At 33.3% G+C, this 23579-nt stretch carries 12 protein-coding genes; 8 read left to right on the forward strand and 4 right to left on the reverse strand.

Annotated elements, in window-relative coordinates:
• Nucleotides 1-28 precede the first annotated feature (28 nt).
• Together R6X41_RS11070 and R6X41_RS11075 are read right to left on the reverse strand one after the other, a co-directional pair.
• A complete protein-coding gene (locus R6X41_RS11070; protein WP_318500239.1) occupies nucleotides 29-1258 on the reverse strand; it encodes a DcaP family trimeric outer membrane transporter in 1230 nt (409 codons plus the stop codon).
• A gap of 116 nt (nucleotides 1259-1374) precedes the next feature.
• The gene (locus tag R6X41_RS11075; protein ID WP_318500241.1) at nucleotides 1375-2310 is read right to left on the reverse strand and encodes a peptidylprolyl isomerase; all 936 of its coding nucleotides are present in this window, start codon (nucleotides 2308-2310) and stop codon (nucleotides 1375-1377) included.
• 251 nt (nucleotides 2311-2561) lie between these two features.
• Between R6X41_RS11075 and pta the strand changes: the two genes are divergently transcribed.
• Entirely contained in the window at nucleotides 2562-4655 is a 2094-nt protein-coding gene (gene pta, locus R6X41_RS11080; protein WP_318500242.1) for a phosphate acetyltransferase, read from the forward strand.
• 33 nt (nucleotides 4656-4688) lie between these two features.
• Entirely contained in the window at nucleotides 4689-5873 is a 1185-nt protein-coding gene (locus R6X41_RS11085) for an acetate/propionate family kinase (protein WP_318500244.1), read from the forward strand.
• A 150-nt stretch (nucleotides 5874-6023) separates the two neighbouring features.
• On the opposite strand, the gene R6X41_RS11090 is transcribed toward R6X41_RS11085, so the two are convergent.
• A complete protein-coding gene (locus R6X41_RS11090; RefSeq protein WP_318500246.1) occupies nucleotides 6024-14399 on the reverse strand; it encodes a T9SS type A sorting domain-containing protein in 8376 nt (2791 codons plus the stop codon).
• Between the two features lie 697 nt (nucleotides 14400-15096).
• Here R6X41_RS11090 and R6X41_RS11095 point away from each other — a divergent pair.
• The 6 genes from R6X41_RS11095 to R6X41_RS11120 are packed head-to-tail and all read left to right on the forward strand — an operon-like array spanning nucleotide 15097 to nucleotide 22036.
• Entirely contained in the window at nucleotides 15097-16086 is a 990-nt protein-coding gene (locus R6X41_RS11095; protein WP_318500248.1) for a glycosyltransferase, read from the forward strand.
• Nucleotides 16079-17611, forward strand: coding sequence for a lipopolysaccharide biosynthesis protein (locus R6X41_RS11100; protein WP_318500250.1), 1533 nt, complete (start codon nucleotides 16079-16081; stop codon nucleotides 17609-17611). The genes R6X41_RS11095 and R6X41_RS11100 overlap by 8 nt, the downstream gene beginning before the upstream one ends.
• A complete protein-coding gene (locus tag R6X41_RS11105; protein ID WP_318500251.1) occupies nucleotides 17611-18699 on the forward strand; it encodes a glycosyltransferase family 4 protein in 1089 nt (362 codons plus the stop codon). The genes R6X41_RS11100 and R6X41_RS11105 overlap by 1 nt, the downstream gene beginning before the upstream one ends.
• Complete coding sequence (locus tag R6X41_RS11110; RefSeq protein ID WP_318500252.1) at nucleotides 18696-19943, forward strand: O-antigen ligase family protein; 1248 nt, start codon at nucleotides 18696-18698, stop codon at nucleotides 19941-19943. Before R6X41_RS11105 ends, R6X41_RS11110 begins: the two co-directional genes overlap by 4 nt.
• On the forward strand, nucleotides 19940-21439 hold the full coding sequence (locus tag R6X41_RS11115; RefSeq protein WP_318500254.1) for a DUF2264 domain-containing protein: 1500 nt from the start codon (nucleotides 19940-19942) through the stop codon (nucleotides 21437-21439). Before R6X41_RS11110 ends, R6X41_RS11115 begins: the two co-directional genes overlap by 4 nt.
• A gap of 15 nt (nucleotides 21440-21454) precedes the next feature.
• Nucleotides 21455-22036 carry a serine O-acetyltransferase gene (locus R6X41_RS11120; RefSeq protein ID WP_318500256.1) on the forward strand — a complete coding sequence of 194 codons (582 nt, stop codon included), beginning with the start codon at nucleotides 21455-21457 and terminating at the stop codon, nucleotides 22034-22036.
• Between the two features lie 620 nt (nucleotides 22037-22656).
• Here R6X41_RS11120 and R6X41_RS11125 read toward each other — a convergent pair.
• Nucleotides 22657-23577, reverse strand: a complete 921-nt coding sequence (locus R6X41_RS11125) for a sulfotransferase (RefSeq protein WP_318500258.1) — start codon at nucleotides 23575-23577, stop codon at nucleotides 22657-22659.
• Nucleotides 23578-23579 lie beyond the last annotated feature (2 nt).

Here is a 23579-nt window from a genome sequence, read left to right on the forward strand (position 1 = left end):
AAGGATGTTTGTTTGTTTTTTCAATGACCTAAAAATAATACATAAATCCGAAACTAACTCGCATAGCGTCACGACTTTTCACAATTTCACCATCTATATCATTTACTAAACCAGAAGCATCGATTGATTTCACTCCATAATCTAATTCTAAACCAATAGTCATACGCTCATAAGGGTCATACATAAAGTTGAAAATGCCATAATAATGCTGATGAATAAAATCGCCCTTGAGAAATACAGTATCACCAGCTGAAGAATCGCTAACTACAAACCGTTCAGAATTATCTAAATTAAATCGAGTAAACCCAATAACAGCGTTAGTATGTAATTTTTCTGTAATATAATATTCGTAGGCTGCCCAACCCCCAAAAGCAGGCGTTGCATTAACTTGGTTTCCATGAGTAGGGTAACCATCGTAACCATACCCTTGAATCGTGGTTAGATAAGCAGAAATACCTTTTCCGCCAACAAGTTGAAATTGAAAATTATTTTTATGAGGCTTATAAATTCCGCTAAACGTAAAACCATATCCTACAAAATTATCGATATCATCGTTTAGTTTATAACGTACACTTCTTAACACAGACGATACTCTTAAATGTCCCCAATCTCTCCTATATTTAACTGCAAAAGTTAAATCTGGAGTTGTTTGATCTACTTCGCCTATTACAGGCTGAAATTCCTCATATGCAAAATAGGTATCTATAGGAGCTTCTAAACTGGCTGAGTATACCCAATTTGGATTACTAAAAGCATTCATATATTTCACATGTGGTGTTCTAAGCCAAACTCCTGAAGGTGGCCCTTCCCACTCCATAATATTTGGCCAAATATCTTCATCTCCAAAGTTATTCCATGTCTGACCTATTTGCCAATGTGTTGATTGTACATAGGCTTTTCTTAAACGCATTCTGCCTTCACCACCCCAAAAGTCTGATTCTAACACAGCAAAAATAACTTCACCATTTTCCTGAACAAAAATTGTCTTTAACTGTATTTGAGACTGAAACATATCGACGTTTAAACTTTTAGCATCGTCGGTTCCAAAAACATTTATTGAACCCACATTAAAGGTTTCATTATCATTTAATCCCCCAAAAATATCGAAATAGCCATTAAGCTTCATATTAACCCCTAAACTTCCTTTAAATCGAGGTACTTCTCCCACAGAATCTTTAGAAGTTAGCGTTAAAAAAGGATCTTGAGCAAACGCAAAAAAACCTATACATAAAAGGAAAGTGGTTAAAGTTAGTTTCATTAAATGGCTGTTTAAGCTTTTAAATTACTTCCTTTTTTAAAGAAAACCTAACTACCGCTCATAAAAAAAGCCACCCGAACAGGTGGCTTTTTTAATATTATAAGTAATGAAAAATGTTATTTAACTTCCATTAATTCTACATCGAAAATAAGTGTAGCATCTGGAGGAATTACTCCACCAGCACCACTAGAACCGTAACCTAAATCACTTGGAATTACTAATCTTGCTTTATCTCCAACTTCTAATAAAAGAATACCTTCATCCCATCCTGCTATAACTTGCCCAACTCCAACTGGAAATTCAATAGGATCTTTACGCTTGTAAGAAGAATCGAATACTGTACCATCTTGTAGTTGTCCTTTATAGTGCACAGAAACTGTTTGTCCTGATTTCGCTTTCTTACCGCTTTTAGAGGCTTGAACTATTTGGTAACGTAAACCACTATCGGTTTTACTAAAACCTGCTGAAATTTTATCTAATGCAGCATCTTGTTCTGCTTTAGATTTAGCTAAAAGTTTTTCGCGAGACCCTTCAAAAGTTCTAAATGCTTCAACAGCATTAAAAGCTTCTGCTTCAGCACCAACTCTAACAATTTCTAAAGTTTCAATACTATCTCCTTGTGCAATTGCATCAACGATGTCTTGGCCCTCAACAACATGTCCAAAAACAGTATGTGCGTTATCTAACCAAGGTGTTTCTACGTGAGTAATAAAAAACTGACTCCCGTTAGTACCAGGACCAGCATTAGCCATAGAAAGGATTCCTGGACGGTCATGCTTTAATTCTGGGTGAAATTCATCAGCGAATTTATAACCCGCATCTCCAGTACCTTTTCCTTGTGGACATCCACCTTGAATCATAAAATCTGGTATAACACGGTGAAATTTTAATCCATCGTAATAAGGATTACCTTGTGGTTTAGCCGAATTTTCTAAATTTCCTTCTGCTAAAGCTACAAAATTACCTACCGTTCCCGGCGTTTTTTCAAATTCTAAGGCTACTAAAATCGAGCCTTTTGTAGTATTAAATTTTGCGTATAATCCGTCTTTCATCTATTTCTATTTTAATGATGTGCAAATATAGAAAAATGATTTACCAATAAAAAACCCTCTCGCGTTATCATGTTGTTAAAAGCTGATACTTTAAAAGTTTTAAAACATGACAAAAATCAGCAACTAATCGATATAAAAGCAAGAAATTTGCACGGATTATGAGTAAAAAAATAAATTATAACTTTGTAAGTTTATAAGTAAAAAGAAACACTCAAAATCATTAATTTAGTCAAAACAAAATAACTATAGAAATGAGTAAAGGACTATATATTGCAACATTAGAACCTGATAGCGGAAAATCTATAATTTCCCTAGGATTAATGCAAAATCTTCTAGGAAAAACCGCAAAAGTGGCCTATTTCCGACCAATTATTGATAAAGAGGATAATGGAAAAAGAGATAACCACATAGATACCTTACTAACACATTTTAATTTAGATATCCCTTATTCTGAAACTTACGCTCTAACACGAAATGAAATTGTTATTAATAGAAATGCCGGAAAAATAGGTGATTCTTTAGATGTCATAATAAAAAAGTACAAAGCTTTAGAAGAAAAATACGATTTTATTTTAGTTGAAGGGACAGACTTTCTTGGAGAAGGTACTGTTTTTGAATTTGACTGGAATGTAAATATCGCTAAAAACTTAGGTTTACCAACTGTAATTGTGAGTACTGGAGTAAACAAAACTTTAGAAGAGTTTACGAACAATGCTGAAATGGCATATAAGACTTTTAAAAACCATGATGTAGAAGTTATTGCTTTGGTTGCAAATAAAATTCAACTTGAAAATATTGATGTTTTTCAAAAAGCAATTAGAGCATTTTTACCAGAACAAATTGAGCTTTCAATTATACCATTGGTAAAATCTTTAGCATCTCCAACCATGAAGGAAATAAAAGAAACCTTAGATGGTAAAGTACTTTTTGGCGAAGAACATTTAGGAAACCTTTCTGGAAAATTTGCTGTAGGTGCCATGCAATTACGTAACTTTTTAACGCATTTACGTGAAGGCTCTGTAGTGATTACTCCTGGTGATCGAGCAGATTTAATTTTAGGATCTTTACAAGCTCATGTATCTAGTAACTACCCTAATATTTCTGGTATTATTCTAACTGGAGGTATTGTACCAGAACCCTCTATTTTAAAATTAATTGATGGATTAACTACGGTAGTTCCTATAATTTCAGTAAACGATGGTACGTTTAATACAACACATAGAATTGGAAATATTAAATCTAATATTTATGCTGAAAGTAAAACGAAGATATTAACATCTATAGAAACATTCCAAAAATATGTATCTGAAGAAAATATTTTAGAAAAACTTTCTGCTTTTGAAAACAAAGTGATTACACCACGTATGTTTCAATACAATTTAATTCAGAAAGCACGTAAAGCAAAAAAACGAATCGTTTTACCTGAAGCATCAGATCCACGTATCTTAACTGCAGCAGCACGTTTAGAAGTTTTAGATTTAGTAGATATTATTCTTTTAGGAGATCCTAAAGTGATTAAAGAAAAAGCGACTGAACTTGGTTTATCTTTAGACTACAATAAAACAAAAATTATTTTCCCTTCAGATTACGAAAATTTTGAAGATTACGTAAACACATTCTACGAATTACGTAAGCATAAAAATGTAAATATGGATATGGCCAGAGACATGATGAACGATGTGTCTTATTTTGGTACCATGATGATTTATAAAAACGATGCAGATGGTATGGTTTCTGGAGCTGTAAATACTACAGGACACACTATTTTACCAGCATTACAATTCATTAAAACAAAACCTGAATGTTCTATCGTTTCGTCTGTATTCTTTATGTGTTTAGACGACCGTGTTTCTGTATTTGGTGATTGTGCAATTAATCCTAACCCGAATGCTGCACAACTAGCAGAAATCGCTATCTCTTCTGCAAGAAGTTCTGCTGCTTTTGGTATTGAGCCACGTATCGCAATGTTATCATACTCTTCAGGTTCGTCTGGAAAAGGTGAAGATGTAGATAAAGTTAGAGAAGCTACAGAAATTGTAAGAGCGCAATGTCCTGATTTAAAAATTGAAGGCCCTATTCAATATGATGCTGCTGTAGATTTAAAAATTGGTCAAAGTAAAATGCCTGGTTCTGAAGTTGCAGGTAAAGCTACTGTACTTATTTTCCCTGATTTAAACACAGGTAACAACACGTATAAAGCAGTACAAAGAGAAACTGGTGCTCTAGCAATTGGCCCAATGTTACAAGGTTTAAACAAACCCGTTAACGATTTAAGCCGCGGTTGTACAATAGACGATGTCTTTAACACTGTAATCTTAACTGCGATCCAAGCCCAAGGTATTTAACAACTATTTATTAAAACTATATAAAAAAAACGCATGAAAATTCTTGTTATAAATTCTGGTAGTTCATCTATTAAATTTCAACTTATCGAGATGCCTGCAGAAACCGTAATAGCTTCTGGATTGGTAGAACGTATTGGCTTAGAAGAAGGTGCCATTCACTATAAACATCTAACAGACAAAATATCATTAACATTACCTGTACCTAACCATGCTGCAGGTTTAGCTGAAGTTGCTAAAATGTTAATGGATGAAACAACTGGAGTAATAAAAGACGTAGCTGAAATTGATCTTGTAGGACACCGTGTTGTTCATGGTGGAAAAAAATTCTCCGATCCAGTAGAAGTTACTGAAGAGGTTAAAGATAAAATCCGTGACTTAATTTTGCTAGCTCCTCTTCACAATCCTGCAAATTTAGATGGTATAGAGGTTGCCGAAAAAATCTTTACAAAATCAAAACAAATCGCTCTTTTCGATACAGCTTTCCATCAAACGTTACCGGCTATAGCTTACAAATATGCTATTTCTAATAAATTTCTAATAGAAGACAATGTTCGTGTTTATGGATTCCATGGGTTATCTCATAAATATGTTACAGATCGTGCAGTTGAATATTTAGATAAACCTGATGCTAAAATAATTTCTATTCACTTAGGGAATGGGTGTAGTATGACGGCTGTACAAAATGGAAAAAGCTTTGATCATACTTTAGGTTTCGGACCTAGCGATGGTTTAATAATGGGAACTCGTAGTGGCGCTATAGACCAATCTGTAATCTTTTTCCTAATGGATAAATACAACTATACTAAAGAAGAAATGGTTTCTATTTTATCTAAAGAAAGTGGCATGTTAGGTTTAACAGGTTATAGTGATTTACGCGATATTGAAACACAAGCTGAACTAGGTAACAAAGATTGTATTCTTGCTTTGGAAATGAATGCTTACCGTGTTAGGAAATTTATTGGCGCCTATACAGCAACATTAAATGGCCTTGATGCTATTGTCTTTACAGCTGGTATTGGTGAAAACTGTTCTAAACTTAGAACAATGATTTGTGAAAACATGGATTATTTTGGATTGAATTTAGATGAATCATTAAATGCCGAACGTCTACCAAGTATTCGTACAATTAGCACTCCTGATTCTAAAACCAAGATATTAATTGTACCAACTAATGAAGAATTAGAAATTGCTACTCAATGCTATGCTCTTTTTAAATAAGAATCATTTTTTTTACATTTATATTTAACTGGAAAAGCCTCGTTTACTTATGTAAACGAGGCTTTTTTATATGTACTATTCCACTAAAATAAGTGCATAAAAAAACCGTCTAAATATAGTTAGACGGTTTTTAAAAAATTAATTTTCAGTTTACTGTAAAACCACTTTTTTAGTGATTGATATTCCTCTTCTATATATCGTTAACAAATAGAATCCTTTTGGATAACGTGATACATCTAAAACTTTATGCATTAAACTTCCGTCCGATTGAATAACTTCGTTGTATAATAACTTCCCAGACATATCGAAAATCTGTACTGGAGTTGCGTCTTCTAATCCTGATATTTTTAAATTTAAGATAGTTGTTGCTGGGTTTGGATAAATACTGAATTCGAAATCTAACTTATCTACTTCAGGATCTAATTTTAAAGCTTCAACACTTACCATCACATCATCCTTGCTAGAACAACCACCAGCATTAAAGGCCTCAACCGTGTAAAGCATAGTTTCATTCGGACTAACAGAAATACTTTCAGTTGTTTCTCCTGTGTTCCATATATAAAACGAACCACCAGAAGCACTTAAAGTTACCGTTTCGCCCACCTCAATTACCTGATCATCTCCAGCATTTGCACTTGGTAATACATTTACATTTACAGTCACATTAGCTGTTTCTGAAACCGTTCCTTCTGAAACTTCTACTGAATAAGTTGTTGTTGATGATGGTGTTACTTTTATACTTGAAGTTCTTTCTCCTGTACTCCATTTATAACTTGATCCTCCAGTTGCTGTAAGTTTAACAGTCTCGCCTTCACAAATAGTTTGATTATTTCCTGCGTTGGCTTCGACCTCTACTTTAGTGGCATTAACTGTAACTTTTACTTGATCCGTATCTGAACAATCTCCTTCATTAAAAACTTCAACTGTATATGTTTTCGTTGCATTTGGTGTTACTGTAATGTTTTTAGTTGTTGCTCCAGTGCTCCACTTATAACGTGTTCCACCTGATGCTGTTAACGTAACACTCCCACCTTGATCGATAGTTTGATCGGAACCTGCATTTGCTGTTGGTAATGCATTTACATTTACCGTAACATTTGCGCTAGCTGAAACCGTTCCTTCTGAAACTTCTACTGAATAGGTAGTTGTTGTTGATGGTGTTACTTTTATACTAGCTGTTGTTTCTCCAGTATTCCATACATAACTAGAACCTCCAGTTGCAGTAAGTGTTACTGTTTCGCCTTCACAAATGGTTTGGTCGTCTCCGGCGTTGGCTTCGACCTCTACTTTAGTTGCATTAACTGTAACTTTTACTTGATCCGTATCTGAACAATCTCCTTCATTAAAAACTTCAACTGTATATGTTTTCGTTGCATTTGGTGTTACTGTAATATTTTTAGTTGTTGCTCCTGTGCTCCACTTATAACGCGTTCCACCTGATGCTGATAACGTAACACTCTCTCCTTGATCGATAGTTTGATCGGAACCTGCATTTGCTGTTGGTAATGCATTTACATTTACAGTCACATTTGCGTTAGCTGAAACCGTTCCTTCTGAAACTTCTACTGAATATGTCGTGGTAGTTGATGGTGCCACTTTTATACTTGCTGTCGTTTCTCCAGTGCTCCATACATAACTTGAACCGCCACTTGCAGTAAGTGTAACCGTTTCTCCCTCACAAATCGTTTGGTCTGAACCTGCATCTGCAATGACTTCAACTTTTGTTGCATTTACTATTACTTTTACCTGATCTGTATCTGAACAATCACCATTATTAAAGACTTCAACTGTATATGTTTTTGTTGCATTTGGTGTTACTGTAATATTTTTAGTTGTTGCTCCTGTGCTCCACTTATATCGTGTTCCACCTGATGCTGATAACGTAACACTCTCACCTTGATCGATAGTTTGATCGGATCCTGCATTTGCTGTTGGCAAAGCGTTTACATTTACTGTAACATTAGCTGTTGCTGAAACCGTTCCTTCTGAAACCTCTACTGAATAAGTTGAAGTTGTTGCTGGTGTTACCTTTATACTAGCTGTGGTTTCTCCAGTATTCCATACATAACTAGAACCTCCAGTTGCAGTAAGTGTTACTGTTTCGCCTTCACAAATCGTTTGATCGTCTCCGGCATTGGCATCAACTGTTGGGATATTAACTGTAACTATTACTTGATCAGTATCTGAACAATCACTAGCATTAAAAACTTCAACTGTATATGTTTTCGTTGCATTTGGTGTTACTGTAATATTTTTAGTTGTTGCTCCTGTGCTCCACTTATATCGTGTTCCACCTGATGCTGATAACGTAACACTCTCTCCTTGATCGATGGTTTGATCGGAACCTGCATTTGCACCTGGTAATGCATTTACATTTACCGTAACATTTGCGCTAGCTGAAACCGTTCCTTCTGAAACTTCTACTGAATAAGTAGTTGTTGTTGATGGTGTTACCTTTATACTAGCTGTCGTTTCTCCTGTATTCCATACATAACTAGAACCTCCAGTTGCTGTAAGTGTTACTGTTTCGCCTTCACAAATCGTTTGATCGTCTCCAGCGTTGGCTTCGACCTCAACTTTTGTTGCATTTACTGTAACTTTTACTTGATCCGTATCTGAACAGTCTCCTTCATTAAAAACTTCAACTGTATATGTTTTCGTTGCATTTGGTGTTACTGTTATATTTTTAGTTGTTGCTCCTGTGCTCCACTTATAACGTGTTCCACCTGATGCTGATAACGTAACACTCTCACCTTGATCGATAGTTTGATCGGAACCTGCATTTGCTGTTGTTAATGCATTTACATTTACCGTAACATTTGCGCTAGCTGAAACCGTTCCTTCTGAAACTTCTACTGAATAGGTAGTTGTTGTTGCTGGTGTGACTTTTATACTAGCTGTTGTTTCTCCAGTATTCCATAAATAACTAGAACCTCCAGTTGCAGTAAGTGTTACTGTTTCGCCTTCACAAATCGTTTGATCGTCTCCAGCGTTGGCTTCGACCTCTACTTTAGTGGCATTAACTGTAACTTTTACTTGATCGGTATCTGAACAATCTCCGTCATTAAAAACTTCAACTGTATATGTTTTCGTTGCATTTGGTGTTACTGTTATATTTTTAGTTGTTGCTCCTGTGCTCCACTTATAACCTGTTCCGCCTGATGCTGATAACGTAACACTTTCACCTTGATCGATAGTTTGATCGGAACCTGCATTTGCTGTTGGCAAAGCGTTTACGTTTACTGTAACATTAGCTGTTGCTGAAACTGTCCCTTCTGAAACTTCTACTGAATAAGTTGAAGTTGTTGATGGTGTGACTTTTATACTAGCTGTTGTTTCTCCAGTATTCCATACATAACTAGAACCCCCAGTTGCTGTAAGTGTTACTGTTTCGCCTTCACAAATCGTTTGATCGTCTCCAGCGTTGGCTTCAACGATTGGTATGTTTACCCAAACTTTTACTTGATCCGTATCTGAACAATCTCCGTCATTAAAAACTTCAACTGTATATGTTTTCGTTGCATTTGGTGTTACTGTTATATTTTTAGTTGTTGCTCCTGTGCTCCACTTATAACGTGTTCCACCTGATGCTGACAAAGTAACACTCTCACCTTGATCGATAGTTTGATCGGAACCTGCATTTGCTGTTGGTAATGCATTTACATTTACCGTAACATTTGCGCTAGCTGAAACCGTTCCTTCTGAAACCTCTACTGAATAAGTTGTAGTTGTTGATGGTGTTACTTTTATACTAGATGTCGTTTCTCCAGTATTCCATACATAACTTGAACCTCCAGTTGCTGTAAGTGTTACTGTTTCGCCTTCACAAATCGTTTGATCGTCTCCGGCATTGGCATCAACTGTTGGGATATTTACTGTAACCTTTACTTGATCGGTATCTGAACAATCTCCTTCATTAAAAACTTCAACAGTATATGTTTTCGTTGCATTTGGTGTTACTGTAATATCTTTTGTTGTTGCTCCTGTGCTCCACTTATAACGTGTTCCACCTGATGCTGACAAAGTAACACTCTCACCTTGATCGATAGTTTGATCGGAACCTGCATTTGCTGTTGGTAATGCATTTACATTTACAGTCACATCTGCGCTAGCTGAAACCGTTCCTTCTAAAACTTCTACTGAATAGGTCGTGGTAGTTGATGGTGTTACTTTTATACTAGCTGTCGTTTCTCCTGTATTCCATACATAACTTGAACCTCCCGTTGCTGTAAGTGTTACTGTTTCGCCTTCACAAATCGTTTGATCATCTCCAGCGTTGGCTTCGACCTCAACTTTAGTTGCATTTACTGTAACTTTTACTTGATCCGTATCTGAACAATCTCCTTCATTAAAAACTTCAACTGTATATGTTTTTGTTGCATTTGGTGTTACTGTTATATCTTTTGTAGTTGCTCCTGTACTCCACTTATATCGTGTTCCTCCTGATGCTGATAAAGTAACACTCTCACCTTGATCGATAGTTTGATCGGAACCTGCATTTGCTGTTGGTAATGCATTTACATTTACAGTCACATCTGCGCTAGCTGAAACTGTCCCTTCTGAAACTTCTACTGAATAAGTTGTAGTTGTTGATGGTGTTACTTTTATACTAGCTGTCGTTTCTCCAGTATTCCATACATAAGATGAACCTCCCGTTGCAGTAAGTGTTACTGTTTCGCCTTCACAAATCGTTTGATCGTCTCCGGCGTTGGCTTCGACCTCTACTTTAGTTGCATTTACTGTAACTTTTACTTGATCGGTATCTGAACAATCACTAGCATTAAAAACTTCAACTGTATATGTTTTCGTTGCATTTGGTGTTACTGTAATATTTTTTGTAGTTGCTCCTGTGCTCCACTTATAACGTGTTCCACCTGATGCTGATAACGTAACACTCTCACCTTGATCGATGGTTTGATCGGAACCTGCATTTGCTGTTGGCAAAGCGTTTACATTTACAGTCACATCTGCGCTAGCTGAAACCGTTCCTTCTGAAACTTCTACTGAATAGGTAGTTGTAGATATAGGACTAACTGATATACTAGCTGTTGTTTCTCCAGTATTCCATACATAAGATGAACCTCCAGTTGCAATAAGTGTTACCGTTTCACCTTCACAAATCGTTTGGTCGTCTCCGGCATTGGCTTCGACCTCTATTTTAGTTGCATTTACTGTAACTTTTACTTGATCCGTATCTGAACAATCTCCGTCATTAAAAACTTCAACCGTATATGTTTTCGTTGAATTTGGTGTTACTGTAATATTTTTAGTTGTTGCTCCTGTGCTCCACTTATAACGTGTTCCACCTGATGCTGATAACGTAACACTCTCACCTTGATCGATAGTTTGATCGGAACCTGCATTTGCTGTTGGTAATGCATTTACATTTACCGTAACATTTGCGTTAGCTGAAACTGTCCCTTCTGAAACTTCTACTGAATAAGTTGAAGTTGTTGATGGTGTTACTTTTATACTAGCTGTCGTTTCTCCAGTATTCCATACATAAGTTGAACCTCCAGAGGCAGTAAGTATTACCGTTTCGCCTTCACAAATCGTTTGATCGTCTCCGGCATTGGCATCAACTGTTGGGATATTTACTGTAACTTTTACTTGATCCGTATCTGAACAATCTCCGTCATTAAAAACTTCAACTGTATATGTTTTTGTTGCATTTGGTGTTACTGTAATGTTTTTAGTTGTTGCTCCTGTGCTCCACTTATAACGTGTTCCACCTGATGCTGATAACGTAGCACTCTCACCTTGATCGATGGTTTGATCGGAACCTGCATTTGCTGTTGGTAATGCATTTACATTTACAGTCACATTAGCTGTTGCTGAAACCGTTCCTTCTGAAACCTCTACTGAATATGTTGTGGTTGTTGCTGGTGTTACCTTTATACTAGCTGTCGTTTCTCCAGTATTCCATACATAAGATGAACCTCCAGTTGCAGTAAGTGTTACTGTTTCGCCTTCACAAATCGTTTGATCGTCTCCGGCATTGGCATCAACTGTTGGGATATTTACTGTAACTTTTACTTGATCCGTATCTGAACAATCTCCGTCATTAAAAACTTCAACTGTATATGTTTTTGTTGCATTTGGTGTTACTGTAATGTTTTTAGTTGTTGCTCCTGTGCTCCACTTATAACGTGTTCCACCTGATGCTGATAACGTAGCACTCTCACCTTGATCGATGGTTTGATCGGAACCTGCATTTGCTGTTGGTAATGCATTTACATTTACAGTCACATTAGCTGTTGCTGAAACCGTTCCTTCTGAAACCTCTACTGAATATGTCGTGGTTGTTGCTGGTGTTACCTTTATACTAGCTGTCGTTTCTCCAGTATTCCATACATAAGATGAACCTCCAGTTGCAGTAAGTGTTACCGTTTCGCCTTCACAAATCGTTTGATCGTCTCCGGCATTGGCTTCGACCTCTATTTGAGGAATAGTAACAATCACCTTTACTTCATCTTGAGATTCACAACCGTTTTGAGTAACGGTTACTGAATATGTAGTTGTTTGACTTGGTGAAACCGTTATTTCACGAGAAGTCTCTCCGGTACTCCATTTAATGGATCCCGTTCCAGATACTGACAGCTTTGTGCTTTCTCCTAAATCTATGTTGACATCACTTCCGGCGTTTATCGTTTGCCTGGGAGACACGGTCACTTTGACTACATCGGAATTAGAACATGTTCCGTTAGTCGCTGTTACCGTATATGTTGTTGTTTTATCTGGTGAAACTGTGATAGTTTTCGTTTTTTCACCTGTACTCCATTCAAAATTACCTGTACCTGTTGCTGTTAATTCTATTGATCCTTCTTCACATATAGAAACATCAGCTCCAGCGTCTACTGTTGGTAGATCCTGTACAGTAACTTTAACAGTATCCGTATCTGAATTTCCTGAATCATCTTTTCCTGTCACGGTATAAGTTGTTGTCTGCTCTGGTGAAACAGTAATACTTTGAGTTTTTTCGCCTGTATTCCACTCGTAAGTAGAAGCTCCTGATGCTTTAAGTGTTACTTTAACTTCTTTACAAATGATTTGGTCTTCACCTGCGTTTACTTCTACGTCTGGTGTTGGCGCTGTAGTATTATCTCCATCTACACCATTTAAGAATTCTTCTAAATCTGTATATCCGTCACCATCAGAATCAGCAGTACCATTTTTACTTAAATCTCCAAAAGTGTTTCTCTCCCACTCATCAGCCATTCCATCTTTGTCTGTATCGTAGTTTGAAGGTCTGGATTTTGAAGATATTGAAGGTACTGAGTAACTAGACTCACTCATACCACTAGTATAGCTTCCTTTTTTAACATTAGACAACCATTCAATATCTAGTACATCTAAATTACTACTTTTAGAACCATCGGCATTAAGACTTGCGTTACAACCAACATCATTTTTCACATCATTAAAAGCAGCATCTGCTGATTGAACATTTATTTTTGCCCCAAACAAATTAAATTGATTATTTTCAAAATAATTAGATGGAACTTGATCTCCTGTAGAGTAACCACCTGCATCTAAAAAAAACTTCCAAGCCTTAGTATTATTCGAATTCATTTCTGAAACACTATACGTTAAAGGGCTTATCGAATTTTTAGCTACATATTTATTTCCGTTGGTATAAATTTTAGGAACATAACTTTGGAGATTATACATGTTAAGTCTTTTATCTGCAATTGCCTGATCACCAAAATCATAATAATTACTTAAATGGTTGAGATTAAAATTCCCATTACCTCTAATCAGTCTATTCTTCACTGTCCAAACAACATTATTAATAACCTCATAATCACCACCGTAACCGTTCACATTTGGGAATCTATGTGAAATATTATACCATAAATTATTTAACACAGAAATCTTACCGATATTAACTCCACTAGCACCTCCAAAGATTGCTCCCTTTGAACTTTCCGCAAACAGAGATCTCTGTACTGTAACATTATTTATTGAAGAACTTGTATCCGTAGTGTTCCAACTTGCAGCTTCATCTGCTCCAAAAGCAAAAGAACAATGGTCAAAAATTATATTTGTCATGTTGGCTGTTGCAGTAAAACTATCATCACCACCATCTACTCCTCCTTTAAAACGAATATGCCTAACAATTACATTGTCTACATTACTAAAATATATTCTATTACCATCTATAGTTATACCTCCTTCTGGAGCCGTTTGACCAGCAATAGTTAAATTACTTCCAGAAGTTGCCACTAACGACTTTAATTGTATAACTCCACTTACATCAAATACAATAATTCGATTAGAACCTTTCACTGCTTCCCTAAAACTTCCGGAACCACTATCATTTAAATTTGTAACATGATATACCTCACCTCCACGGCCACCTGTAGTATAAGCTCCAGCTCCATAAGCAGAAGGAAACGCCTTTGTTTGAGCTTGTGCTAATGAATAAAAAGAAAAAATTAATATAAATAACAGGGATGTTTTTCTAAAAAAACATGATACAAGAGAAAAACCTGTTTTGAAACAGGTGGAAAATAAATAGCTCATTTATAACAGATTTGGGGTTTGTTATTTCTTATTTTTTTAAAAATAACTAATAAATACTTTTGACAATTAAAATTTCAATTTATTAAATGTAAATCAATATTTTATTAAGATAAAACTTACAAAAATACTTTTATTGTAGTCTTTTTTACACACTTAATCGGACAAACATTTACATACATCGATTTTTCATATTATATACGCCATGAATTAAAATTTAGATGTCTTTAATATTTAAAAACATGTAATTTTATTTTAAAGAACAAGAATTTAAATAGAATTCTACCCCACAACCACCTCTAAAAAATAAATAATCCACTAAAAAACAACCAGTTAAACACTCTGTTTTGACATGGCTTTTTAAATGTTTTTATTCTAAAAAAATAAAATAAAAAAATCCTTCTGTAAGAAAATAATAGTGTCTATCAATTAAACGAATTCTTACAAACCTAGATCCTCAATACAAAGTGAAAACGATTAAATCAAAATACTTTAAAGATTCAAGGGGATTATTTACAATTTAAAACACGATATAATTAGCTTCTGGATAAACCCGTTATTTAACTAAAATAGTACTTCAACAACTAATTTTGTTAATCAAAGAATAAATACATTCTAAGATTTATAATTTTATATATTTACTCGTACAACGAATTGTTATTTAAGGCATAAGCCCCATTCATTAAAAACATTTAAAAGCTTGAATTACTTATTAAGCATTATTATCCCGGTTTATAATGTAGAGGTATATATTGAAAAATGTATATCTTCTATAATTAATCAAACCTATGAAAATCTAGAAATTATAATTATAAATGACGGGTCTTCCGATTCTAGCGGTTCAATATGTGATGCATTTGCTAATAAGGACAACCGTATAAAAGTCTATCATATTACTAACGGAGGTTCTAGTATTGCCAGAAACTATGGGTTAACTAAATGTAATGGTGACTATATTGGTTTTGTAGATAGTGATGATTGGATACGAACTAACATGTTTGAATCATTAATAAATTTTGCCGTCGATAACAGCTTAAAAGTCGTAGAATGTAGTTCTATTGATTCTGTATTTGAAAACAAAATACCTGATTTAAAAATAGTAAACACTGGTATAATCGAGAATCAAAGTACAGCTATAAAACGTGTTATAAAATATAAAAGGTTTGCTGTTTGGCGAAGAATATATCATAAATCAATTCTGAAAAATAGATTTTTTATAGAACACCTTCTTCATCAAGATGTCTACTTTACAATAGATATTCTGAATGAAACTGAAAACATAGGTTTTATAGATTATCCTTTCTATATATATAATAGAGAAAATATGGATAGTGTAATTAGAAGTAAATATTCTATAAAAAAATTAAACTCTATTGGTGCTGGTTCTTATGTCTTTGAAAACACAAAACAGTATGATTCTAAAACGCAAGCTTTAGCAAAAGCATATCTTTTTAAATTCTTAACCCCACATTACAATTCACTATATAAATATAATGAATTAGATTCTGATTTCGTTTATCGATCAAAAATTAGAAAAACAATTCAACAAAATTATAACATAAAAGATGTTGACTTTTATAGCCTTTTAGTTGCTGTATTACCGTCAAAACTTTATAAGGTATTTCTATTTTCCAACCAAAAAAGAATTAAATTTCAAATAAAAATTATTGATAAATTGAAAAATGTCTAGAGTAAATAATGCTATAAAAAACATTAAATTTAGTATGTTCTTTTACATACTATTTATAGTCGTTCAGTTTGTGTCTCGTAAAATATTTCTTGAAAATTTGGGAGATGAATTTATGGGATTAACGGGAACATTACAAAGTTTTCTTAAGTTCTTAAATCTTGCAGAATTAGGTATTGGTACAGCTGTTGGATTTAGTTTATACAAGCCTATTATAGAAAATAATACTGTAAAAATAAATGAACTTTTAAATCTTTTTGGCTATTTATATAAAAGAATTGGGCTTTTAATAATAGGTGTTGGCGTTTTATTATCACTATTTTTCCCTATTATATTTAATACCCTTTCGCTGTCTTTACTTGTTGTTTATTTTGCCTTTTATACTTTCCTAATAGGTACGTGTACAAACTTCTTTTTTAATTATCATATATTTTTATTAGAAGCAGACCAGAAAAATTACGTCATTACATCGTACTCACAATCGATTAACTTAATTAAAATAATAATCCAGTGCGTTCTAGTTGTTTATTTTCAAAGCTTTTATTTATGGATCTTCTTAGAGTTGTGCTATTTTATTGCTTTTAGCATTCTATTAAGGAGAAAGGTCTTTAAAGAATATCCGTGGTTAGACATGAAAAACACGGCAACCAAGAGCATTTTAAAAACACATCCTGAATTAATTACAAAAATTAAGCAAATTTCCATTCATAAGTTTGGTGCATTTGTAACAAATGGCACAGACCAAATATTAATTTTCGCTTTTATTAGCATTGAGAGTGTCGCTTTTTTTGGAAATTATCAGCTTATTTTCAATAAACTTTTACAACTAATCAATACGTCGTTTGCCGGTACTGGTGCTGGAATTGGAAATTTAGTAGCCGAAAACAAAACAATACAGATAAAAAAAGTGTTTTGGGAAATGATGGCTCTTAGGTTTTATATTGCAGGTATACTGTTTATAGTTTTACAATTAATTGTAGAACCCTTTATCGTTCTATGGCTTGGAGAAAAATACATATTAGAACAAAGTGTTTTAATCCTATTTTTAACAAATATGTTTATTATGCAAATACGTGTTCCTGTAGACCATTTTAAAGATGCCTATGGATTATTTCAAGATACATGGGCACCAATTGTGCAAAGTATTATAAATCTTGGAGCATCTGTTATTCTTCTAAATTATTTTGGTCTTACCGGAATTTTATTAGGTACACTAATAGCTTTCACTTTAATTATTCTTATTTGGCGCCCATATTTTTTATATAAAATGGGATTTAAGGAAAGTGTGTGGATTTACTGGAAGGGCTTTTTAAAATTAACAGCTTCTCTAGCTATAGCATTTTATATCTGTGAGTATGTATTTAATGATGTTTTAACTTTAAAGAAAGAAAGTTACTATGATATCATATTACTAGGAATTAAAACAACATGCATTACATTATTGGTATATACTCCAATAATCTTTCTTTCAAATGAAGGATTTAGAGATGTTTCAAAACGAATATTTAATCTTATAAGACGTAAATAATGAAAATTCACTTTATCATATCAAGATTAAAGGGAGGAGGTGCAGAACGAGTTCTTACTTTACTAGCTACTGCTTTTGCAAAAAAAGACAAGTATAATATATCGATAATAACGCTTAACGATTGTGAAGATTTTTATACCATCCCTGCTAATATTGAAAGAATATCAATGGATTATGGAAGCATAACTAACGACACTATAAAAAGTATTGTAAATCTATCTCTATTTTATTCAAAGAAAAAGAACAGACCAGATCTCATTATATCATTTATAACTCTAACTAATTTTATTACAATCCTTGTAGCAAAATTATTTGGAATAAAAATAATTGTCGAGGAGCACAATAGTTATTTAAGAGCTATGGGAAACCGTAAACAATTAACAGATTTCACTAGAAAACACCTGTACAAACGAGCAGATTTATTAACTGTCCTAACAGCATTTGATATTCCTTATTATAAGCAATATAATGTAAACGTTATGGTAATGCCAAACCCTTGTAGTTTTCTTCCGTTAACGAAATCATTAGACCAGCGTGAAAAAACAATTTTAGCTGTTGGAAATCTTGATAGATATAACCATAAAGGCTTTGATAATTTAATTGAACTAATAGCTCCTATTTTAAAAACAAATCCAGAGTGGAAATTAAAGATTGCGGGAACGGGAGACAAAGGATACGATTTAATAAACAAACTTGTTACACAGTATAATATTGTTGATCAAGTAATTTTTACGGGCTTTGTTTCTAACATATCCGAACTAATGCAAGCGTCATCCATTTTTATTTTACCTTCCAGATTTGAAGGTTTACCAATGGTTTTATTAGAAGCTATGTCACAAGGCATGGCATGTATTGCTTACGATTGTAAAACGGGTCCTTCAGATATCATAATTAATAATTTAAATGGTCTTTTAATTAAAGATCAAAATATGAAAGACATGCAAGTTAATTTACAATCTTTAATTAGCAATCCTAATTTAAGAGAAAACCTAGCTATAAAAGGGATTTCATCTTTAGATAAATACCATATAAATGCTGTAATTGAAAGCTATGAAAAAAAGTTTGAAGAAATCTTAATGAAAAAATGAAAAAAATCGCAATATTCATTTGTTTTATATGGCCATTAATCTGTAGTTGTTTAAACTTACAACTTTTAATTGGCACATTTATTTCGGTTGGTATTTCTCAAATAATTGCATACATCAACCTTCTGTTATTAATATTAGGTATCTTTTTAATTCTTAAGAAAGATACTGGAGAATATTCCAAAACTGCCGCTTTGTGGATTTACTTTTTTATACTTTATTATACTTTTGGTTTACTTGCTAATGGAGTTACAGGATTTATAAACCCAGAATATTCTATTTTAGCTTCTTTGGTTCCCTTCGTATACTTTATAGCCTTTTATTTTTTTCTTAGTAACGACGAATTCAAAAAAACCTTTATCAAGGTCCTTACTATTTCATATTTTTTATCTTCATTGTTAACTATATTCTTTTTCAAAATTAATTATGATTTTGACTATGGAGGCATACCAATTTATCCAATAGATCGGGCTGGTGGTGTTTATGGAGATGCCAACAATGCGTCTTTTGTAAGTATTTTGACTTACATACTAGTCGCCAAAATGTTTGTTCCCAAAAACAAAATTCAATACATTCTTAAAATCATAGCTCTATTTATCATCTTTTACAGTCTGCTTATCACATTTTCTACAACAGGTTTATTTATATTTTCTATTGTTTTTTTAATATCTAACTATAAATTTTTCAAAGGCCTTAAGCTTATTTTGCTAGGTATATCCTTAATATTTTTTTATTTATTTTTAATAAACATAAAGAGCTTTACCACACATTTAAATTTAAATGAAAGACAACTTGGAAAAATTAACAATATTGTTAATGTACTAACTTTTAACACCGAAGAGATAGATAGTTCAGGACGAACAGAATTGGTTCAAAAATTACTACACTATGTTTATGAAAACCCCGTATTTGGAAATGGTATTGGATTTTCAAATTTTATAAGAGGTCATAACACTTACATTGGCGTTTGGGGAGATGCAGGTATTTTAACTTTCCTTTTCTTTATTTTCATGTTAATAATCTACCTTTTAAAGTCATTAAGCTTAGACAATAACTTACGCTTCTTTTGTTTTTCAATTTTAACAACAATCTACATATTCATGTTAACGCTGCAAACGGTTATTAATCAACCTTATATTATTGTATTATTCATTTTTATTGGATATATAATAGATAATAAAACGAATGTTAAAAATAAGATGGCACCCACAGAGGATTTTTCCTCCATACTAAATAAGAAAAGATGAAAGCTCCAAACAAAAAAATAATAATTTATTCAGTAATTGCCTTCATCTTACTACTAATTTCTGTTACATATGTACATAAAAAATTAGAGAAGTTTGAGACCACTGGCTGGTCTAAAACAATTACACCTCCTACAGCTTATAAAACTATCGATAAACAAGTAAAAATCGATTTTTTAGAAGGTGATACCGTCGAAATAAAATATAAAAATTTATTTAAATATTTTGCGCAAGGAGCAAATAATTACAAATCAGAACATAACGCACTTTTTTATTATCCTGGAGCTATAAGTTCTCGAGGAAGACAAATAAATGCTTTAGAAGGTTTTGCTAGATTTTTTCCTTTAGCTGCTTCATGGTTATATGCAGGAAACGAAAATCTTATTACATTTAATAACAATGAATCAATTGATTTAAAAGAAACCTTAAAAGCTGGATTATTAGCTGGTACTGATAATGCAGATTTAGAGTATTGGGGAGATATAATAGATAAAGATCAAAGAATTGTTGAAGCTGCAGATATCGCTTTGGGACTTTGGATATCCAAAGATTACATTTGGAATACGCTTACTTTTGAAGAAAAAACACAAATTAGCCTATGGCTACAACAAGCTATAAATAAAAATATAGTTGATAATAACTGGAACTTATTCCCTATTATTATTACAAAGTCTTTAGAAGCATTAAACTTTAATACGGAGCAAAATTTAAATTATGTTAATGGACTATATGTAGCGTATAAAAAGAAACATTACCTTGGAAATGGTTGGTTTGACGACCCTCCAAAAGGCGTAGATTATTACAATGCTTGGTCTATTCATTACTCCTTATTTTGGTTAGACCAAATTGACCCGAACTTTGATCATGAATTTATTACAACTAGTCATTCTGAATTTTTAAGCTTTTATAAATACTTATTTAGTAAAAACGGATTTCCGTTTATGGGGAGAAGTGTTTGCTATCGTATGGCAGCTCCTGCTCCAATTGTGAGTGGAGCGCTTTTACTTCCAAATGAAATTTCTCCTGGATTTGCATTAAATGCACTAGATGCGACTTGGAGCTTCTTTATTGAAAATAATGCGCTAGAATATGGAAAAGTAACACAAGGTTTTTTAGAAGACGACTTAAGTGTTTTAGATAACTATTCTGGAGCAGGAAGTTGTTTATGGTCTTTGCGTTCCTTAATTGTTGCTTTCTATGTTAATAAACAGATCCCCTTATGGAATAGCGAAAAAGAGAAATTACCAATAGAAATTTCAGATTTTCAAATAGTACAAAAAAATATAGGTTGGCGTATTACAGGAGAAAAAGCAACAAATAAAATCTCATTACACATTGACAACAATACAAATAATAAATCCTATAAATTAACAAAATATGGTTTTGAAAACCAGTTTAAGGAGTATATATTCAAGTCACCTAAAAGACCAAAAAACGAAAAAGCATTATATAAAAACCAATTTTATACCACAGATAATACACTCTTTCAAAAAAACTAACAAATACATAAGGGTATGATAAACAATAAAACTACCTATAGGAATTATTTAAAAGCAGATAAAATAGCTTTAAAAATAGCCCGTGAAGATTTTTTTTCTAATTTATCACAAACGATTTCCCCGAATCCAATATGGACATTTCAAAAAACATTAAGAAAACTTGAATACTATCATAATTGTAAAAACAAGGGCCTTAACAAGCTCATTTATATTTATTTAAAATTCAAATTTAAAAGAATCTCTATCAAATTAGGGTTTTCAATACCAATAAACGTTTTTGGACCAGGTCTAGCCATTGTACATTATGGAACAATAGTCGTTAATTCCAAGGCAAAAGTTGGAAAAAATTGCAGAATTCATCCTTGCACAAATATTGGTGCATCGGGAGGTTCTAAAAAAGCGCCTATTATTGGAGACAATGTATACATTGCTCCTGGAGTTAAAATTTACGGAAATATTTCAATTGCTAATAACACGGCCTTAAGTGCAAATGCTGTTGTAAATAAATCAATTACTGAAGAAGGCATGATGGTTGCAGGAGTACCTGCTAAAATAATTAAACCTATTAATATTAAGTCAATTATAAAACACATCTAATTGGGTTAAACACCTTAAACTTTACACTATATCCTTGTTTAATTAATTCAAAAATTGGATTTTCTGTTTTTGAATTAATTAAATAATAACGTCCTAAACGATTAATCTCTTTTTCTAAAAAGATGCACAGCTGTTGACTTTATGGAGTTAATTGTGCTGTGAGAAGTCCTTTTTCTATATATGCTGAATTTTGTTTTTTTTTGCTGGCCTATCGAAAATTTATCGTGACATTTAAAGCTGCCTGCCGGTAGGCAGGTTTGAGCTAAACGAAAGTATTTAGTATTGATTTTTAGTAGCGAGTTCTTTAAATTTAGATAGTGAACGAAAAATTTAGATAAAAGTTCGTAAGCCTAATTTTTTTTGACTTGGTTTATCCAGAGCGAAGCCGAAGGATCTTTTTATCAATAAAAAAAATGAACATTTAATAATATTTAGGACACGATTGTTAATTAAACATAAAAAGACCAAGGTTTGAAATGTATCAAACCTTGGTCTTTTTATGAACTTTATATATTTTTTCGCTTTTACCTCTTTTCTAGTATAATCGACCAATGTTCTATATACACTAAACGAAAACTAGATTTAAGGATAAGAACCAATTCTTAGTTAGTTACTCTAATTTAAGCATAGCCGTAAGATTTCATTGTTGTACGAGTATAGCTATAAAATTTCTTCTGAGAATCTACATCTAATTTTGTTAACCATTCATCATCATCGAAACGCAGTTTAATTGAGTTTGCTTTACGAATGGCATTTCCTGCCACAACATGAGAGATATTAAAAGCACTATTGGCATCTATCATATCGGTAATTGGGGTTACATCCAGTCCAGCTACCTCACCAATTTTTATAAGAGTTTCCTTTGGGTTCTTTGCAAAATCTTCGTAGCGGATTAATTGAGCATTTTTGGCTTTTTTGCGCACATAATTAGATTGTCTATTCACCAATAACCAAAATAAAGCCGTTCTCCATATGGCTCTAGGCTTGTCTTCTCGTTTAGCCTTTTTTTCTAGAGACCAAGCTACACCACGGCCATCTCGTACCAAATGAACTAAACGCAAGTCTATTTTAGGATGATTAAGTAATGCCCATGCTCGCAACGGATTTTTTGAAATATCTAAAATAGCTTTTTTTCCGCTGTGTTTACTTAGCGTTTTAAAAAACGTATATGTATTATTCATATAATCTTGTACTTCTGGTGATTCTAGAGAAAGTCCTGACCATAATCGCAACCAGGCTTTCAAAGAGCTGTAACTTTCAAATTTCTTCCACTTAGATAAACCTTCTTTGACAGTTGAATCCGGTATTTCTTCCAACCACTCACTCATCACTGTTGACCATAATTCACAGTTAACGGTAGCCTCTCCACAAGAACAGATTTTGTTTTCATTAAACACCGAATTCATATTCTGAAGTTCCCCTCCTCCAAAAACCTCTGGATGGTTATCCAAAATAATATTCAAAATTGTTGATCCCGATCGGCCAGAACCTGTAATGTAAATTACTTTAATTTTTTCTTGATCTTCAGAAAGGTTTTTCATAA

Source organism: Formosa sejongensis (genome assembly GCF_033447105.1).
Lineage (GTDB): Bacteria > Bacteroidota > Bacteroidia > Flavobacteriales > Flavobacteriaceae > Formosa.

Bases quoted from the DNA above. Each gene is read 5' to 3' on its own strand.
- R6X41_RS11070 (WP_318500239.1), bottom strand. From the start codon at position 1,258: ATGAAACTAACTTTAACCACTTTCCTTTTATGTATAGGTTTTTTTGCG.
- R6X41_RS11075 (WP_318500241.1), bottom strand. From the start codon at position 2,310: ATGAAAGACGGATTATACGCAAAATTTAATACTACAAAAGGCTCGATT.
- pta (WP_318500242.1), top strand. From the start codon at position 2,562: ATGAGTAAAGGACTATATATTGCAACATTAGAACCTGATAGCGGAAAA.
- R6X41_RS11085 (WP_318500244.1), top strand. From the start codon at position 4,689: ATGAAAATTCTTGTTATAAATTCTGGTAGTTCATCTATTAAATTTCAA.
- R6X41_RS11090 (WP_318500246.1), bottom strand. From the start codon at position 14,399: ATGAGCTATTTATTTTCCACCTGTTTCAAAACAGGTTTTTCTCTTGTA.
- R6X41_RS11100 (WP_318500250.1), top strand. From the start codon at position 16,079: ATGTCTAGAGTAAATAATGCTATAAAAAACATTAAATTTAGTATGTTC.
- R6X41_RS11105 (WP_318500251.1), top strand. From the start codon at position 17,611: ATGAAAATTCACTTTATCATATCAAGATTAAAGGGAGGAGGTGCAGAA.
- R6X41_RS11110 (WP_318500252.1), top strand. From the start codon at position 18,696: ATGAAAAAAATCGCAATATTCATTTGTTTTATATGGCCATTAATCTGT.
- R6X41_RS11115 (WP_318500254.1), top strand. From the start codon at position 19,940: ATGAAAGCTCCAAACAAAAAAATAATAATTTATTCAGTAATTGCCTTC.
- R6X41_RS11120 (WP_318500256.1), top strand. From the start codon at position 21,455: ATGATAAACAATAAAACTACCTATAGGAATTATTTAAAAGCAGATAAA.
- R6X41_RS11125 (WP_318500258.1), bottom strand. From the start codon at position 23,577: ATGAAAAACCTTTCTGAAGATCAAGAAAAAATTAAAGTAATTTACATT.